Annotated in this window: 16 protein-coding genes; 2 read left to right on the top strand and 14 right to left on the bottom strand. The window is 47.3% G+C overall.

Translation table 11 applies throughout. The annotated features are described in order from the left end of the window. Nucleotides 1-676: 676 nt before the first annotated feature. The 8 genes from MHH89_RS25450 to MHH89_RS25415 all read right to left on the bottom strand — a co-directional run bounded on the left by MHH89_RS25450 (nucleotide 677) and on the right by MHH89_RS25415 (nucleotide 6,968). The gene (locus tag MHH89_RS25450) at nucleotides 677-994 is read right to left on the bottom strand and encodes a hypothetical protein (protein ID WP_341088430.1); all 318 of its coding nucleotides are present in this window, start codon (nucleotides 992-994) and stop codon (nucleotides 677-679) included. An 81-nt stretch (nucleotides 995-1,075) separates the two neighbouring features. After that, nucleotides 1,076-2,068: an inorganic phosphate transporter gene (locus tag MHH89_RS25445; RefSeq protein WP_036686873.1), complete on the bottom strand. Its 993-nt coding sequence runs from the start codon at nucleotides 2,066-2,068 to the stop codon at nucleotides 1,076-1,078. 13 nt (nucleotides 2,069-2,081) lie between these two features. After that, the gene (locus tag MHH89_RS25440; protein ID WP_036686871.1) at nucleotides 2,082-2,699 is read right to left on the bottom strand and encodes a DUF47 domain-containing protein; all 618 of its coding nucleotides are present in this window, start codon (nucleotides 2,697-2,699) and stop codon (nucleotides 2,082-2,084) included. A gap of 202 nt (nucleotides 2,700-2,901) precedes the next feature. Then, a complete protein-coding gene (locus MHH89_RS25435) occupies nucleotides 2,902-3,999 on the bottom strand; it encodes a DUF3048 domain-containing protein (RefSeq protein WP_076305709.1) in 1,098 nt (365 codons plus the stop codon). Between the two features lie 204 nt (nucleotides 4,000-4,203). Continuing rightward, nucleotides 4,204-4,980, bottom strand: a complete 777-nt coding sequence (locus MHH89_RS25430; protein ID WP_038568677.1) for a DODA-type extradiol aromatic ring-opening family dioxygenase — start codon at nucleotides 4,978-4,980, stop codon at nucleotides 4,204-4,206. Nucleotides 4,981-5,065: 85 nt separating this feature from the next. Next, a complete protein-coding gene (locus MHH89_RS25425) occupies nucleotides 5,066-5,896 on the bottom strand; it encodes an alpha/beta hydrolase family protein (RefSeq protein ID WP_341088428.1) in 831 nt (276 codons plus the stop codon). 82 nt (nucleotides 5,897-5,978) lie between these two features. Beyond that, nucleotides 5,979-6,416: a hypothetical protein gene (locus MHH89_RS25420; protein ID WP_341088425.1), complete on the bottom strand. Its 438-nt coding sequence runs from the start codon at nucleotides 6,414-6,416 to the stop codon at nucleotides 5,979-5,981. 351 nt (nucleotides 6,417-6,767) lie between these two features. Then, nucleotides 6,768-6,968, bottom strand: coding sequence for a hypothetical protein (locus tag MHH89_RS25415; RefSeq protein ID WP_341088423.1), 201 nt, complete (start codon nucleotides 6,966-6,968; stop codon nucleotides 6,768-6,770). A gap of 183 nt (nucleotides 6,969-7,151) precedes the next feature. Here MHH89_RS25415 and MHH89_RS25410 point away from each other — a divergent pair, with 183 nt between their 5' ends. Further along, complete coding sequence (locus MHH89_RS25410) at nucleotides 7,152-7,814, top strand: DUF1129 family protein (protein ID WP_076187230.1); 663 nt, start codon at nucleotides 7,152-7,154, stop codon at nucleotides 7,812-7,814. Between the two features lie 51 nt (nucleotides 7,815-7,865). Further along, on the top strand, nucleotides 7,866-8,804 hold the full coding sequence (locus MHH89_RS25405) for a hypothetical protein (protein WP_341088421.1): 939 nt from the start codon (nucleotides 7,866-7,868) through the stop codon (nucleotides 8,802-8,804). A gap of 86 nt (nucleotides 8,805-8,890) precedes the next feature. Here MHH89_RS25405 and ilvA read toward each other — a convergent pair whose 3' ends face one another. The 6 genes from ilvA to purM all read right to left on the bottom strand — a co-directional run bounded on the left by ilvA (nucleotide 8,891) and on the right by purM (nucleotide 16,595). Beyond that, nucleotides 8,891-10,153 carry a threonine ammonia-lyase IlvA gene (gene ilvA / locus MHH89_RS25400; protein WP_076104158.1) on the bottom strand — a complete coding sequence of 421 codons (1,263 nt, stop codon included), beginning with the start codon at nucleotides 10,151-10,153 and terminating at the stop codon, nucleotides 8,891-8,893. 158 nt (nucleotides 10,154-10,311) lie between these two features. After that, nucleotides 10,312-11,607: an SEC-C metal-binding domain-containing protein gene (locus tag MHH89_RS25395; RefSeq protein WP_341088419.1), complete on the bottom strand. Its 1,296-nt coding sequence runs from the start codon at nucleotides 11,605-11,607 to the stop codon at nucleotides 10,312-10,314. Nucleotides 11,608-11,894: 287 nt separating this feature from the next. Further along, nucleotides 11,895-13,160 carry a phosphoribosylamine--glycine ligase gene (gene purD, locus MHH89_RS25390; protein ID WP_076128471.1) on the bottom strand — a complete coding sequence of 422 codons (1,266 nt, stop codon included), beginning with the start codon at nucleotides 13,158-13,160 and terminating at the stop codon, nucleotides 11,895-11,897. Nucleotides 13,161-13,183: 23 nt separating this feature from the next. Then, nucleotides 13,184-14,731: a bifunctional phosphoribosylaminoimidazolecarboxamide formyltransferase/IMP cyclohydrolase gene (gene purH / locus MHH89_RS25385; protein WP_341088417.1), complete on the bottom strand. Its 1,548-nt coding sequence runs from the start codon at nucleotides 14,729-14,731 to the stop codon at nucleotides 13,184-13,186. 206 nt (nucleotides 14,732-14,937) lie between these two features. Further along, complete coding sequence (gene purN, locus MHH89_RS25380) at nucleotides 14,938-15,555, bottom strand: phosphoribosylglycinamide formyltransferase (RefSeq protein ID WP_076128467.1); 618 nt, start codon at nucleotides 15,553-15,555, stop codon at nucleotides 14,938-14,940. Continuing rightward, on the bottom strand, nucleotides 15,555-16,595 hold the full coding sequence (gene purM / locus MHH89_RS25375) for a phosphoribosylformylglycinamidine cyclo-ligase (RefSeq protein ID WP_076128465.1): 1,041 nt from the start codon (nucleotides 16,593-16,595) through the stop codon (nucleotides 15,555-15,557). Before purM ends, purN begins: the two co-directional genes overlap by 1 nt. Nucleotides 16,596-17,231 lie beyond the last annotated feature (636 nt).

The following is a 17,231-nucleotide window of genomic DNA, read 5'->3' as shown; positions in this document are numbered from 1 at the left end:
CGTAAGCAGACTGACCTTGATTTCGCAAAAGTTTGAGTTCAACGCCTCTCGTTCATTACCGTAAGTAACATATGTTTTACTTTGGGCTGGTAGTGACCGTGGGATAGGGATGCAATTCTTGACTGTAAAGTTCAAGTTGAGTGCGGGCGGGATAATGGAAATAAGGCGATATTCTTCGACGGCAGAAAAGCAGGGAGAAAGGTAAGGGTTGGGTTGGGTTGGGTTGGGTTGGGTTGGGTTGGGTTGGGTTGGGTTGGGTTGGGTTGGGTTGGGTTGGGTTGGGTTGGGTTAAGGTGCACTGGATTCCGTTGAAATGTATTACGTTAGGCTGTTGAGTTAATTTGTGTTAGGTTACTTTGTGCAGGGCTGGACTTCGATGTGCTCGATTCTGCTGAAATGAGGTAAATTGGGCTGCGTTGAGTTAATTGGGGCTAGGTTACTTTGTGCAGGGCTGGACTTCGGTGCGCTGGATTCTGCTGAAATTAGGTAAATTGGGCTGCGTTGAGTTTGTTGGATCTAGGTTACTTTACGATGAACTGGATTTAGGCGCGCTGGGTTCCCTTGAAATGTGTTACGCGGGGCTGGTCCAACCTCATACAAGTCAGGTTCCGTCATTCTAAGGCATTTATGCCCTTATTTCTGCTTCTTCGACGAAGTGTCCCTAATTCTAGGGCAATTATGCTCTTCTTTTTGTCACCACCCCGAATTTCGTAAATTCAGCGTGATTTATACCGCACAATCCCCATCCATAGCCAGACTTCGTCATTTCTACGGGATTTATACCGTACATTCCCCCTCCAACGCCAGACTTCGTCATTTCTACGGGATTTATACCGTACATTCCCCCTCCAACGCCAAACTTCGTCACTTCTACGGGATTTGTACCGTACATTCCCCCTCCAGCGCCAAACTTCGTCATTTCTACGGGATTTATACCGTACATTCCCCCTCCAGCGCTAAACTTCGTCATTTCTACGGGATTTATACCGTACATTCTTCACCCATCCTCATGTCCAAACAACAAAAAAAGATGTCCGCAGCCCAATGGCTAACTGACATCTTTATTAAAGGGTGTTTAAAAAATGATTTTGAAAATCAGACCTGCTAATACCGCACTGATTGGAATCGTGATGAACCAAGTGACCACAATACGTCCGGCTACTCCCCATTTCACTGCAGAGAAACGTTTGGCAGAGCCTACCCCAAGGATCGCTGATGTGATCGCATGCGTTGAGCTTACTGGCAAATGCAGCAGCGTTGCTGAGAAAATAACAGATGCCGCGGAAATATCAGCCGCGAAACCGTTAATAGGTTCGATTTTGAAAATCTTCGTACCCATAGTCTTAATAATCTTCCAACCACCGATGGAGGTACCGAGCGCCATAGCCGTAGCTGCAGCTATCTTAACCCACAAAGGGATAACATCCATAGTTTCTTGACGTCCTGAGGTAACGAGTGCAAAAGTAATGATCCCCATCGCTTTTTGCGCATCATTCGTACCATGTGTGAACGACTGTAACGCTGCCGTAAGGACCTGCATAGAGCGGAAGCCCTTGTTGACCGTATGTGGACTACGCTTAGCAAAGATCCATTTCAGGATGGTCATGATAATATAACCAATAACAAACGCAATGATTGGGGAGAAAATCAGTCCTTCGACAATTTCCACAAACCCGCCCCAATTGATGTGTGCTGAGCCTGCCCCCACGTATACTGCACCCGCTAAAGCGCCGATCAGTGCATGAGACGATGAGGATGGAATTCCGAGCCACCAAGTAATCAAATTCCAAATAATCGAAGCAATCAGCGTGGCTATTATGATATCCAACCCATTTTCAAGCAAGGTCGGGTCGGTGATACTTCCGCCGATTTTTTTGGCCACACCTGTAAACATCAAGGCCCCAACAAAGTTCATCAGTGCTGCCATAATAATTGCTGTTCGCGGTTTTAAGGCACGTGTTGAGACAGAGGTAGCAATTGCGTTGGCCGTATCATGGAATCCATTGATAAAGTCAAACGCAAGCGCGAGAAATATAACAATTCCAAGAATCCATATAGATGTTTCCATATTCTAGTACCCCTTATGAGTTGCGCATGATGATCGATTCCAACATGTTGGCTACATCTTCACATTTGTCTGTAGTGGTCTCGAGCCGCTCATACAGTTCCTTGCGTTTAATCAGCTCAATCGGGTCTTTTACAGTTTCGAACAGGACCTTAGTACAAATACGCAGCACTTCGTCCCCTTGATTCTCAAGGTCATTCAGACGGATTGTATATTCACGGATCGCCAACAATTTCTTCTGGGAGAGCAAATGAACCGCTTTTTGGATTTCATAAGCACACTGACGAAGGATTTCGGCGAATTGTACAATGTATTCATCCGGGTCAAGAAGGTTGTACATATAGAAACGTGAGGCGGATGCCTCCAGACCATCGATGACATCATCCATGCTTGTGATCAAGTCCATAATGTCGTCACGTTCAAGCGGCGTAATAAACGTCTTGTTCAATTCTTTGATGACGGTGTGCGTGTAAGTATCACATTGGGATTCGTACTTTTTCATCTCTGCAGCGAAATTATCGACATTATTCCGGAGATCAGTGATATTCTGAGCAAAATAATCTGCAGCTTGGACAATAGTATCGGCCATATTTTCCAGCGTCTCAAAGAATATGTCCTTTTTTCTCAACTTCATTGTTTTAAACCCCTTTACATAAAATTACCGTGAATACAGAGCCATTCATATGTAAAAAGCATGAAAATGAATGACAACCCTTGTTATCTTATCATATCCGTACAAGGTATAGAAGCTATAGAAATGAACTTTTTTACACTCTATTAACACATACCCATTATTCCGAACACAAATCTGTATAACACTGGATATTCCGACTTTCTTATGTTGTACCATCCGCCCCGCCATATACCACATGACTGCTAAATGAAGGCGCATTAGGGACCACCAAAATATGGGTAATTCCTTGATACATCAGCTCTTCTTTTCCATCCCTCACAAAGCGGATCACATCCTCTGGTTCACGCGACCATCTGCCTTTGGTGACCTGTCCCCGCTGAAAAAGCAACGCTTCCCCGCCAAGCTCCACATCAATCTGAAGTCTTCCGACATCATCAAGCACTTTGTGATCGGCTCCTATAACCATCACATTGGCCGCTTCCACCGGATTATCGTTATTTAGATCCAAATGAGGTTTGTCATTCACATAACGCTGATAGGTCTGACGTTTAGGATCATATTTATAGTCAACTTTATAACTTTTGAGCAGATAGTTTATGCTAAATTCAGCGGCTTTCTCTCCGTCCGCCGGTATGTAATCTGGATTGTTAAAAAGATACCCGGGCACCTTCACACTTTGCGCAAACCCAAGCTTCTCGGCACCTTCCCGCAGTTTGGCTGCGTTGCTGTACAGGTTATGTGGTGCTTTTCGCGCTTTATCCCGCCAAAAATAAGCTCCGGCACGGCCGATCTCGTCCATATCTTCTTTTTTCTCTTTTTGCAAAATGGCATAAGCCGCCGGACTCCCTCCGGCATGCACCGTCACACCACCGTAGCTCTCGCCAATATCCAGCAGATAGGGGCGGATGCTGCGAATCGGTCCGATTTTCACCACACCTGTATGGCTCTGAAAAATACCAATCAAACGTGTGATGCCACCTTCGGCAAGAATCTCATACAAAATATCTGCTTCACTAACCCCCGATTGCGGCCGGGCGGCAGGAGCATTATTTATCATTACGGCCAAGGGACGTGGAAGACTGTCTTCAGAAACTGGAAGACCTGTTAATCCGGATACGAGCTCAGCAGCGGGATCAATAGTAGGTGAGGGTTGAATCGTTTCGATAGGCGTGGGCTCTGCGGTAGGCTGCTGTGTCGGGGTGATCTCATTATTTGCACTCTGTGTTCCGCAAGCGGAGAGCAATAGGGTGGTCAATACAATGGCAGATAACAGACGGGAAGAAGAGCAATTTACTTTCATAAGCTTGTAGTTCCTCCTAAACGTTTTATGAAACTCACTGATTCCTTCCATTTAATCACAGTCAGTCCCATTTGTCTTGATCACCTTCTCCCTTTTTTCATAGCGAGCATAAGGAAATTTTATAGCATGGAATAGATAAATTCTTATATTAAAAAAAGGGTACAGCCATTGGGGCTGCACCCTGCGGGTCTCTTATTCATTCAGTTAGTCTAGCTTCCAGCAATTAAGACTTAATGTCCCATACTGATAAGCCTGAAAAATCCGCTCTGCCTTCCTGCTGCCATCCGCTGTTCCCATCGCGTAAAAGAGAGGTGCAAAATGCTCTCTTCCATAAGAAGGAACCGCATCGCGTACATGTGGAGCTTTTTTCTCATACGCAAAAAGTGAAGGCAAATCCCAGGCTTCTAGTCCCTTGGCAATCCAGGCATCGAATTCAAGTGCCCAATCCTCAGGCTGCTCACTTTCACTTAGCATCCGCAAGTTGTGAACAAGTCCACCGCTTCCAATCAGCAGTATGCCTTCGTCACGAAGCGGTGCTAACATCCGCCCGATATTGTACTGCTCCTTGGGAGAGCGCAGGGAATCGACGGATAAAGCAACTACCGGAATGTCGGCGTTCGGGAACATTTTTTTCAGTATCACCCAGACTCCATGATCGAGTCCTCGCCCCAGAACGGGCTGATGTGATAGATTGTTATCCTTGAAGAGCTCAGAAATCCGTCTTGTTAGGGCCGGATCGCCCGGGGCCGGATAGGTCAGCGTGTAAACTTCTTCAGGGAATCCGTAGAAGTCATGCTGTGTCTCGTGCAGTTCATCAACGGTAAGTAGCTGTTCAGGGCTATCCCAATGCGCTGAGAAAACTACTATACCGCGTGGCGCTTCAAGTTCTTGACCAAGCCGCTCCAGAAAACGGGTATACTCGTTATCCTCCAGTGCGAGGAGCGGAGAACCGTGCGCAATAAAAAATGACGGTAATTTCATAGGATGCCAACCTCCATAACCCAGTATATGGTGTGCATCTTTATTTTACCGCTTATTGCAAGTTAATGCGAATAAAAACCTTCTCCTAAATCATCCAATTCTGCCACTCTGTCTGCAGATGCTCTTGTTCGTTCATCCATTCTATAGTCCGCTTAAGCAGCTGCTGCTGCGCCGGTCCAGAAGAAAAGGTGTGATCCCCTTGAAAAATGATCTCTTTATCGCAACGTCCTTCGGGACGTGTCCAGAACAGCTTCTGGTAAAGAAAAGCGTAATCCACCGGAATGACATCATCAGAGGTGCCATGAATGACGAGTACATCGCCGCTAAATTTGCTCGCTTCTTGGAAGGGCTGAAAAGCCGCCAAAGAATTAAAATATACCGGCGTAAACGAGTAGCCCACATAATCGGCTGATCCATTCTTCACAGCACGATCATACGCCTCCCGCCCTACAATTTTCACAATATCATTGAAAGGATAACCAACAGAGGCCCATAACACGAGATTCTTCACGCGGCGATCGCGAATACTTGTCAGCAGCGCCACCGCGCCACCGAGGCTATGGCCAATCAGCGTCACGCGCTGTGGGTCCACATCAGCAGAGCTAATTCCGTAATCAAGCACCGCTCTAGTCTGAGTGATCATCGATTCCATGTCTTCGCCGCCATAATTCCCGCTGCTCTCGCCGCAGCCCACATAATCAAAACGAATAACCATATATCCCTCTTGTGCCAGCTCACGAGCCGCCTTCACAAAAATCCGGTCTACGCCAATCCGATTCCCCACAAATCCGTGGCAGATCACGGCTAATGGCAGTCTATCCTTGCAACGCGAAGAGGTTCCCTTCTCTTTAATCGGGTAATGTATGCTCGCCGTCAATTCTTCTCCGTTATGCCGGATTACAATATTCCGTTCCATTGCCGCATCCTCCTATAATTATATTTATATTTATAATTTAATTTATTTTAATTTATTAGAATTCCGATTAATTTAGTATGAATTATAATCTAATTATAAAGATTTCGTTCATATTGTCAACAGCAAGGGGACAATTCTTAATAAACGCACGGAGTATTTGGGAATTAGAGTCTGCGCGACAATCAGGGTGTCCCGTAAGATATGAACATGACTCTAGGGCTCCCACGTCGAGTGGATTGAAACCGCCAATCCGGGATTCAGCAGCTCCCTCTAGTTCAGTAGCTTCATCGGACTCAGCGGCTACTTCGGACTCAGAAACTACATCGGACTCAGTAGCTCCTTCGGACTCAGTAGCTTCATCGGACTCAGTAGCTCCTTCGGACTCAGTAGCTCCTTCGGACTCAGTAGCTCCAGCGGACTCAGTAGCTCCAGCGGACTCAGTAGCTCCTTCGGACTCAGTAGCTCCAGCGGACTCAGTAGCTCCAGCGGACTCAGAAGACCCTATTCGCAGATTTAGCACACTTTTTGAATTCTATCGGACCCCATAGTCGCTATCACCCTGTAAAACAGCAAATAAGAGCTACTTTTCGAGCAATAGCGTCACTGGGGTCCGAAACTGTACTGAAAAGGCGATAATTTGGCTAATAACGTCATCTGAGTCCGAAAGATGGATGCTACGACAACCGGGGGTCTGGGGGTGCTTGAGGTTTGGGTTTGGGTTTGGGTTTGGGTTTGGGTTTGGGTTTGGGTTTGGGTTTGGGTTTGGGTTCCGGGGTTTCAGAACCCCACCAAAAAACAACAGAGCAGCGATCCCAGTATCGGAGGATCGCTGCTCTGTTGTTTTTTCGAGATGAATGACCAGGGTTGTTAATCAATCGTAGCTGTCGTTAAACATCTCATGGGTTTCATGGCTGCCTTCCCAATCCTTAAGCAAGCCCTCGGGAGCATCTTCTGCGGAATCCCACATGCTGAATCCATCGGAGCCGCCCCAATCCCCCATTGAATTATTGGGCGTAGGCTCGAAACCGTTGCCCATGGATCTTCCCTGTTCTTTCTTATTATCATGTTCCATAAAGCTCCCAACCTTTCCCAATGCTATATTGATCAAGCAACAACATTATCAGTGTTCACTCTTCTAAAAGGATTATGCATATCGCCATAGAAATGGTTGTCCTTGCGTAGACCTGTCATGCAAACGTATACTCTAGGTTAAAGACTATACCGATTAACAACACTGGAGGTTTACATCCAAATTATGAAAGTGAAAGATATGATTAAGGAAAATAACGCCCTGCGTGAGCAGTTGACGCCCTTCAATCGCTCCTATTTAGAAGATATGATTCTTGCGGTGCGGGCCAGTCGAATTGAACCCCTGCGCGGAGAAGAACTTTTGCTGGATGCGGCCAAGCTGCTGTTGAAGGAACAACGTAAAGGGAAAAATGCCAAGCAGGTATTCGGCGAGAATCCGCACGATTATTTTAAAGAAATCATAGACAGTGTTCCCGGGCGCCCGGTGCGCAGTAAATGGAACTATTACTTGATGATTCCCTGCGCAGCTCTGACCTGTCTTTTTGGGATATTGGCAATCGGTGGACTCTTCTTCCAATGGACTGACGATTCACCTGGAATGTTCGGACAGATCAGCCTTTTCACCCTGCTCGCTGTGGGAGTAGGCTCCATTATCTTAATTGAACTCATTATGAAATGGATGTCTTCCTTGTCGGAAAGCGATGCCCCCAGTGCCAAACCTTTTGATATAAAAAGCCTTGGCATCTATATTGGCATCGCAGTAGCTGCTGTATTTATCGGTATGTTCCTCGATCGGTTATTTCCGGTCATTACAATATCCCCGTGGGTAAGCTTAATTCTGTGCATCATTGGGGGGTTGGGACTGAAGTTTATATTTTTCAAAAAATAAAGATCTAGGCTGAAATACTTTATTCCATCCGATAGATAGGGGGAAACTTCCATGATTAAGAAGCATTATATTCTCTACTCCGTTCTAGCTATAGCCTTTGGGCTAGGCATAGTGCCCAGTGCTATTCACGCCGAAGGTGCTACCAGCCCTCCTGGGGAAGGCGCTAAGGCAATAACCCAAGCAGCTAGCAATAATCATGCAGAGGCTGTCTATAAAGCTGCGTTACCGCTGTTATCTACCTCTGACAAGTTACCCGAAGCCATAAAATATTTGAACTCCAATATGTATGCGGTAGGTTCGTATCGTGCAACAATGCTGACGCTGAAGCTTGAGAATCTGCATAAAGCTGCGCTGCAAGCCTGGGAAAGTAAATTCAGTACCAATGCTGTCCAGCGGAAGCTCACCGCCATTTATAAAGCAGGCGCCAGCATGTCTTCTCTTGCCGCTATTACTGATGATCTCCAGCTACGTACACTGCTGAAAAGTGCCAGCGAAAGCGGATATAAGCTGGAGACAGCAGAGGGTACTTTTTTCCCGGTGATCGATTATAGGGCTTACCGCAAGTACAAGCTATACGTCACCAATGATATCAGCGCTTATATTACCATTATGGCCACCGAATCGGACCTGCCCTCTTCCAAGGACAATGGGCTAGTTATCGCCTGGACTGAGGTAGCAGCCAGAGCTTTATCTCAAGAGCAATTCATTCAAAATCATCCGAAATCAAACCGAATTTCTGCTGTAAAAGCCTTGTATACTATGTATGTGAATAATACGTTTTACGGCCAGAATAACACTCCTCTCTTCCATTATGACAATCTGGAAATGGATTTGGAGGCGCAAAAGGCTTACTCCAGTATTCTGACCAAAAATAATGACAACAGCCCATTTCTACAAAAGCTGGATAGCTTCATGAAATTAATGAAAGACAATAGCTATAAATTGACCGATGAGGTCGAGCAATATCGTAAGACTTCGTTACCTCTCTAATAAAGAAATCACAAAAGCCCGTCCCTGAAATGAATAGGGACGGGCTTATTTATGTTCATTAACGTGATATGAAGTGGATGCGAGAATTAAATAAGGATGTTAAAGAGATTAGAATCCTTATTGATCTCTACATAATCGACGCCCTTCTGCTGCATCCGTTCGATGAGAGGTTCGTAGGCATCCGTTGACAATAATTCAATGCCCACAAGCGCGGGACCATTTTCTTTATCATGCTTCTTGATATACTCGAAACGGGTAATATCATCGTGAGGTCCAAGGATTTCGCCCAAGAACTCACGCAGCGCACCTGCACGTTGCGGGAAGTTCACCATGAAATAGTGTTTTAAGCCTTCGTAAATCAATGAACGCTCTTTGATCTCCTGCATCCGGTCAATATCGTTGTTGCCGCCGCTTATGATACAGACAACTGTTTTGCCGCGGATTTGATCACGATATTGATCAAGCGCTGCGATAGGCAGCGAACCTGCTGGCTCAACCACTATGGCATTCTCGTTATATAGTTCCAGAATCGTGGTACAAGCTTTACCTTCAGGCACCATCACGATGTCATCCAGATGACGGGAACAAATATCGTACGTCAATCCGCCAACACGTTTTACAGCCGCTCCGTCCACGAACTTGTTAATTTCCTTTAGAGTCACCACTTCTCCCAGCTTGATCGCTTCCGTCATAGAAGCTGCTCCGAGTGGCTCCACACCAATCAACTTGGTAGAAGGACTAACTGTCTTCACATAGGTGGCTATGCCCGCTGCCAGGCCGCCTCCACCAATGGTTACGAACATAAAGTCTGCAGGGTTGTCCAGACTCTCCATCACTTCCATTGCAATGGTGCCGTTGCCCGCAATGATTCGTGGCTCATCAAAGGGATGGATCAACGTCATCCCATGATCTATACAAGCTTGCAGTGCTTCATCATAAGCGTCATCAAAGGTATCGCCCTTCAGAATGACCTCAACAAACTCACCGCCGAACCGCCGAACCTGCTTAACCTTCTGGTTAGGCGTAGTGCTTGGCATATAGACCTTGCCTTTAATTCCAAGCGCTTTACAGGAATAGGCTACGCCTTGTGCATGGTTGCCCGCACTCGCACAGACAATCCCTTTTGCTCTATCTTCTGCTGACAAACTACGAATCATATTATAAGCTCCGCGGATTTTGAAAGAACGTACAATCTGCAAATCCTCGCGCTTCAAATACACATCACAATCATACTTGGCTGACAGCACAGCATCACGTTGTAGGGGTGTCCGGATTATGACTTCACGCAGTACGTGATGAGCCCGCACAATATCTTCCATTCCTACGATTCGGTCTTCCTCTTCTCTCATAACCCTCTCGCCTCACTATCTATCTGTTATTCTACTTCTTGTAACATACTCTCCCGAGGACATTTTTTCAAGCATCCTAATCAGTGATAAAGAAAAAGAGACTAAAGGAACCCTATAGTCTCTTACTAATATTTGCTATCCCTACGCTATGAAACCTACTAGTCCTGTTGCTTCAGCATCCACTTCACCAGGTCTGGTAAGCTTGTCCACAAACGTGAATGTACAATAACATATTCGATAGCCTCGTTAGCGTCACCCACGCCTACAAAATCAGGCAGGTTATGCGGCAATCTTTTGATACCTAACAGATAATCTGGCACATGCTTGTTCACATTCTTCGCCACGCGGTAAAGCATTTTGAGCTGGGAAGTAATCCCGTTCTTCTTATATTCTAAAACCATACGGTCATATGCTACTGTTGCTGCTGCATCCTTGCCGAACTTCTCCAGTACCTTCTCGGTCTTCTTAAGCTTATTGGTGTAAAGGTACGTTGCCGTTAGAAGGTAACGTGCCCCTGTGTTATCTTCTGGGTTCAATTCTAGAATGTGCTCCAGCGTCTTTTGTGCTTCTTCTGCATTTCCGCTAAACCAGCAGGAGTCAGCGTAGCTTTTGCAGATTCGAATGTACGAACGTGTCTCGTAAAGACCCCAGAAATGTCCTTTGTTCTCAGTGAAAAAGGCTTCTCCAAGCTCACGCGCACCCGCTTCCATCCCTGCTTTCAGATAAGCACGGGCATCTGCTTCATTCTCGGCTTCCTCAGCCAAAATGAGATAGGCGTCCGGACTGTCCGAATAAACTTCCAATGCCGCTTCTGCTAGCTGGATCCGGCGATTGGATGCTTTAGTTTCCATTGCTTTTTGCAGCAAAGCCTGTTCCTGATCCTTCGGAGTACCTGAAACGTTGAGCAAAAGTAATTCTTCCTCTGCCCCGCCCATGCCGTACTGTTCGATATAATTAAGCATCTCTTTAACTTTTCTGGAGATGGTAGGTGCAGTAACCTCATGTTTGATCGCTAGATCAGCTTGAGTTTGAAGGAATCCATATTCCTCAGACAAGATAAACTCGATAGCTGCACAGAAGGAGCCCATTTTCTTCACAGCAGGCTTGATGTGACGGGAATAACCATTCCATAGAACCAGACCTTCCCAGATTAGCTCCCGGTCATAGCTGTCTCTCATGGTCTCAATAAGATGCAGAGCCAATTGTTCATGCGCCGGATGCTCCCATTTCAGATCACGTGACACCTTTTTTTTGAGCGTAGTTAGGGTAAGCTTAGCTTCAGGAATTGCTGCCGCTTCTGGTTTCTCGGCCACAGCCACAGTAGCAGCGGATTCTTCCGTTGTTACCAGTCGCATGATGGATTCCACTGCAGAAGTTTCTTTCCCTAGGCAGCATTTCTTATATTTTTTCCCGCTTCCGCAAGGACACATATCATTTCTTCCAATCTTACTCAAAACGAATTCCCCCTTAAATCTGTGAGTAGCCATTCGCCATAAGCGTATCGCTAGTATGCACTATAAGTATCAACATTTTCAGGCACGAGGCATCCTTTATAAGGTTACTGCACAAAGTCTGAAGGACTCCGATTTAAAAGGGCCTTCCCATGATCGGAAAGGCCCTTATCTGTATATATCCGCACATTTTCCCCCGTACGTGTAGTATTATAGCACTTCTTCTATCACTTGTCAGTCCTTTTTTAGGACTTAAAGCGCAAAAAATTGCTAGATACAGTGCTTTATCCTTATACCAGAGCCTTCATAGCGATGTCGCTGCGATTCTGTTTCCCGGAAAAAGAGATTCCTTCAGCCCTAGCATAGGCTGCTGAACGAGCTTCGGCAATCGTAGCACCCAGGCCTACCACGCCTAAGACCCGTCCGCCGTTCGTTACCCAGCTGCCATCTGCCCCCCGTGCTGTACCGGCATGGAAGATCAGCCCTCCTTGGCTGTCCTCAAGCCCTTCGATCGGCACTCCCTTAGGATAAGAGCCTGGATATCCTCCAGAAGCGAGAACCACGCACACCGCTGCTTCGTCGCTCCATTCAATGTCGATATCCGCAAGTCTGCCCTCGGTTACTGCCAAAAAGATTTCTAACAAGTCGCTCTTCAATCTAGGCAGCACGACCTGTGTCTCCGGATCCCCAAACCGGGCATTAAATTCGATGGTCTTTGGTTTACCTTCTGGAGAAATCATCAGCCCTGCGAACAAAACGCCGCTGAAAGAACGGCCTTCAGCTACCATAGCCTTGGCTGTTGGCTTAATGATGGTCTCAATCGCTTCTTGGATAATCGCCTCGTCGATATGCGGCAGTGGCGAATAGGTACCCATTCCACCGGTATTAGGGCCTTTATCTCCATCGTAAGCGGGCTTATGATCCTGAGCGGCAGCCATCGGACGAACTGTCTCTCCATCAACAAAAGCCAAAATCGACATTTCCTGACCCGCTAGGAACTCTTCAATGACAACCTGAGCGCCAGCCTCACCAAACACTTTGGTTACCATAATATCAGCTAGTGCCTGCTCTGCCTCTTCCCGTGAATAGGCAACGGTCACGCCTTTTCCTGCGGCAAGCCCATCTGCCTTGATTACGATCGGCAGCGGTTGCTCGCGTAAGTAAGCCAGTGCAGCTTCATAGCCATCAAATTTTTCATAGGCTGCTGTCGGAATATTATATTTGTGCAAAAGATCCTTCATAAAGGTTTTGCTGCCTTCGATCTCAGCTGCATTCTTACGTGGACCAAACACAGGAATAGCCTGTGCTTCAAAAGCATCCACAATGCCCCCTGCTAACGGATCATCCGGTCCGATTACGACAAGGCCAACTTCCTTCTCTTTGGCAAAAGCCGTCAGACGATCGAACTCGAACACACCGATAGGCACAGATTCTGCTAGCTGCGCGATCCCGGCATTGCCGGGTGCGCAATAGATTTTACCAACCTTGGGGCTTTGGGACAGGCTCCAAATAATCGCATGCTCCCGGCCGCCGCCGCCAACCACTAAAATATCCATTAGAATAAAATCCTCCCAGCGTTCTAGTGTTTGAAATGACGGACGCCTGTGAAGACCATAGCAATTCCATACTCATTCGCGACCTTGATCGATTCTTCGTCTTTAATGGAGCCGCCTGGCTGAATAACTGCGGTAATGCCTGCTTTAGCTGCCATTTCAAGTGTATCTCCCATTGGGAAGAAGGCGTCAGAGGCAAGGACTGATCCTTTGGACTTCTCGCCAGCTTGTTCAATCGCAATTTTTGCCGCGCCAACGCGGTTCATTTGCCCTGCACCTACGCCAACTGTCATATCATCCGCCGCTAATACAATCGCATTAGATTTCACATGCTTAACTACCTTCCAGCCGAACAACAGCTGTTTCAATTCTTCTTCGGTTGGCTTACGGTCCGTAACAACTTGTAGATCATCCGGGTTCACAGAATGCACATCGCTCTCCTGTACAACCATTCCTCCATCAATAGAGGTGACTACGAAGCTGCTCTTACGCGCGCTAGCCGTGCTAAGATTGCCGATTTTGAGCAAACGCAGGTTCTTTTTCTTCGTAAGGATTTCCAGTGCTTCTTCCGTAAAGCCTGGCGCCAATACGATTTCGAGGAAAATCTCTTTTAGCAGAGTAGCAGTGTCCACGTCGATAATCCGGTTAGCGGCTACAATTCCGCCAAAGATAGAGGTTGGGTCTGCGTTGTAAGCTTTTTGATAAGCTTCGTATACACTTTCACCGACACCTACACCACAAGGATTCATATGTTTAATGGCTACGACAGCAGGTTCTTCAAATTCTTTCACGATTTGCAGCGCTGCGTTAGCATCGTTGATATTGTTGTAGGATAATTCTTTGCCATGCAATTGCTCAGCTGCTGTAAGAGTATCCCCCGCAGCCAAAGGCTTGCGATAGAAAGCCGCTTTTTGATGCGGATTCTCGCCATAGCGCAGATCCTGAATTTTCTCATAAGTCACGGTGTAGCGCTCAGGAAGCGGTTCGCCAGTAACATTAGCCAAATAATCGGAAATTAAGGCATCGTAAGCCGCCGTATGACGGAACACTTTTGCCGCAAGACGTTTGCGTGTTTCCAGCGTTGTATCTCCACCTGCGCGAACCTCTTCAAGCACTGTAGCATAGTCGTTAGCATCTACCACTACACTTACAAAAGCATGGTTCTTCGCCGCAGAACGCAGCATCGTCGGTCCGCCGATATCGATATTCTCGATGGCTTCTTCATACGATACATCCGGTTTAGCAATGGTTTCCGCGAACGGATACAAATTTACTACTACCAGATCAATGTAGTCCAGACCAAGCTCTTTCATTTGACGCGTGTGTTCCTCATTGTCACGAACCGCTAGCAATCCGCTGTGTACAGCCGGGTGCAAGGTTTTGACACGTCCATCCATGATTTCCGGGAATCCTGTAACATCGGAAATACCGATGACTGGAACACCTTCCTTAGCCAAAAGCATGCTTGTTCCACCTGTGGAAATAATCTCTACGCCTAATGCAGACAACTCGCGGCAAAAATCCACGATACCTTGTTTATCCGATACGCTAACTAGCGCTCTTTTGATACTCACTTTGAATAGTCCTCCTTCGGGTTGTACGTGCGATTTAATGTGATGACATCTAAAAGCTTGGGAAATTACTATAAGAAAGAATCTGACTCTATTACCTACTACACGACACATAATGCCGCTTATGCAATATTTCCCGAGAAATACCCTGAAATCTCTCCGCCTGTCACCAAATGTCGATCCAAAACTTCGAATGGCTACAGTGTGGCTTACTTTTCGCGGATAATCGTCTTTCTTCCACTCAGTTCCACTTTCCCGCTGGCAAAAGCGCCAACCACTTCAGGATACAACTCATACTCAACCTTATGAATCCGTTCCGCCAATGAATCTGCCGTGTCGTTATCCAACACAACTACGCTACGCTGAGCAATAACTGGCCCGGTATCCATACCTCCATCGACAAAATGCACAGTGACTCCCGTCAGCTTCACACCATAATCCAGCGCTTGTCCGATCGCATCCTTTCCAGCAAAAGCAGGCAGCAGCGATGGGTGAATGTTAATAATCCGACCCGCATACGGCGTTAAAAGCACTGGTGTAATGAGGCGCATATACCCTGCCAACACAACCAGCCCGATTTCCCTTCGCTGAAGCTCTGCTACAATCTCTGCTTCGTAGAGCTCACGGCTGGCGAAGTCTTTTGGCCGTAGCAGGAGGGCGGGAATTCCCGCATCCTCCGCACGTTGTGCTACAGGCGCTTCCGGCTTGTCCGAGACAAGTAATTCAATCCTGCCGTCTCCAAGCAAACCTGCTTTCTGTGCCTCGATCAGTGCTGCAAAATTGCTGCCCTGCCCCGAAGCAAAAACAGCGATTCGACTTGATTGCATCACACTTCAGCTCCAGTAAAGGTTACTTTGCGTTCCCCTTCTGTTACTTTACCAATGATATACGCCTCTTCTCCGCTAGCTTTAAGCAGTTCAAGAGCGCGTTCTCCATCAGCAGCGCTAACTACCAGAACAAGACCAATTCCCATATTAAAAGTAGTGAACATATCACGGTTGCTTACGTTACCTTTGTTCTGCATCAACCCGAAGATTGGCAGAATCGGCCACGATCCGTAATTGATCTCCACATCTACATTATCAGGCAATACGCGTGGGATATTCTCGATGAATCCGCCACCCGTAATGTGAGCCATACCTTTTACCGGAAGCTGCTCCAGCAGTGCCAGCAAAGGCTTCACATAAATCTTAGTTGGTGCAAGGAGTACATCCGCCAGCGGAGCACCAAGCTCAGGAAGCACGTCATTCAGGCCATAACCCTCTTGCTCAAGCAAAAGCTTACGCACCAGCGAGAAGCCATTGCTGTGCACACCACTGGAAGCCAGACCAATCACTGTGTCTCCAGCAGCGATGTTAGCGCCTGTTACCAGCTTCGCTTTGTCAGCTACGCCCACTGTGAATCCAGCAATATCATATTCACCTGCTGAATACATACCCGGCATCTCAGCCGTTTCGCCGCCAATCAGTGCACAACCCGCTTGGTGACAGCCTTCAGCGATTCCGGCTACGATAGCCTCGATTTTCTCCGGCACCACTTTGTCGCAAGCCAGATAGTCGAGGAAAAAGAGTGGCTCTGCGCCTTGCACTACAATGTCGTTCACGCACATAGCTACAGCATCGATGCCAATCGTGTCATGGCGATCTGCCGCGAACGCGATTTTGAGCTTTGTGCCTACACCATCGGTTCCCGATACAAGCACTGGCTCTTCATATTTATCTTTATTGAGGCCAAACAGCGCTCCGAACCCACCAAGATCCGTCATTACTTCTGGACGGTAAGTACGTTTTACGTGCTTTTTCATGCGTTCTACCGCTTCATTACCAGCCGCAATATCCACTCCGGCGTTTTTATAAGCTTCCGACACTATTGGACACCTCATCTTTTAATAGTTTAGAGCGCGTTTGGGCGCATTCGGCTTTTGGGTGGTTGTAGGGGAGTTATTGCGAGGAATGTTTGGACTTCCGATCGCTGTTATGGTTGGATTTCCTGATTCGAACCGCTCTTCGCGGTAGAAATCCAACCATAAGCGTATGCTTACGAAGCGAGCTTTCCTTCGGAAAGCTTTCGGGCGAACGCTACGCTTCTACAGTTCCAAACTTCCTCTCCATAACTCCCTCCAACCACCGCTTTGTCCCTACTGCAAGCCGCAGTGCGCGCCTTGCACACGGACCTCAAGACCTCGGTGCATGAGCTGCGCCATGCAACCTCTTCTAGCGAAACAAGCGAGTAGCGCATTTGCGTAGCAAACAGGGACGAGCTTGGGGAGCTGCTCTTGGCGCTTAGGGTGCAACCGAGCGCCACCTTAGCGAGACAAGCGGCCCTCGTATTTGCGAAGCAAACAGAGGGAAGCTTGGCGAGCCAGTCCCGGCGGCGGATGCAGCGGGGGGGCGGAGCGCCGTAAAGCGTGTCCCGTCCGTGCGCAGCACACAGGGACAAAGCGAGCACTCGTACCCAAGTCTTCTTAGCAAGTTATAACCCAACTCCTACCGCCGAGCTTTCG

Source organism: Paenibacillus sp. FSL H7-0323, assembly GCF_038002725.1.
GTDB classification, from domain to species: Bacteria; Bacillota; Bacilli; order Paenibacillales; family Paenibacillaceae; genus Paenibacillus_AQ; species Paenibacillus_AQ odorifer.
Note: the sequence above shows the minus strand (reverse complement) of the source record. Positions and strands in the feature narration are given on the sequence as shown.

Coding starts and splice junctions, on each gene's coding strand:
- MHH89_RS25445 (WP_036686873.1), bottom strand. CDS start 2,068: ATGGAAACATCTATATGGATTCTTGGAATTGTTATATTTCTCGCGCTT.
- MHH89_RS25425 (WP_341088428.1), bottom strand. CDS start 5,896: ATGGAACGGAATATTGTAATCCGGCATAACGGAGAAGAATTGACGGCG.
- MHH89_RS25405 (WP_341088421.1), top strand. CDS start 7,866: ATGATTAAGAAGCATTATATTCTCTACTCCGTTCTAGCTATAGCCTTT.
- MHH89_RS25450 (WP_341088430.1), bottom strand. CDS start 994: ATGTACGGTATAAATCCCGTAGAAATGACGAAGTTTAGCGCTGGAGGG.
- MHH89_RS25410 (WP_076187230.1), top strand. CDS start 7,152: ATGAAAGTGAAAGATATGATTAAGGAAAATAACGCCCTGCGTGAGCAG.
- MHH89_RS25415 (WP_341088423.1), bottom strand. CDS start 6,968: ATGGAACATGATAATAAGAAAGAACAGGGAAGATCCATGGGCAACGGT.
- MHH89_RS25435 (WP_076305709.1), bottom strand. CDS start 3,999: ATGAAAGTAAATTGCTCTTCTTCCCGTCTGTTATCTGCCATTGTATTG.
- MHH89_RS25440 (WP_036686871.1), bottom strand. CDS start 2,699: ATGAAGTTGAGAAAAAAGGACATATTCTTTGAGACGCTGGAAAATATG.
- ilvA (WP_076104158.1), bottom strand. CDS start 10,153: ATGAGAGAAGAGGAAGACCGAATCGTAGGAATGGAAGATATTGTGCGG.
- purD (WP_076128471.1), bottom strand. CDS start 13,160: ATGGATATTTTAGTGGTTGGCGGCGGCGGCCGGGAGCATGCGATTATT.
- MHH89_RS25430 (WP_038568677.1), bottom strand. CDS start 4,980: ATGAAATTACCGTCATTTTTTATTGCGCACGGTTCTCCGCTCCTCGCA.
- purN (WP_076128467.1), bottom strand. CDS start 15,555: ATGCAATCAAGTCGAATCGCTGTTTTTGCTTCGGGGCAGGGCAGCAAT.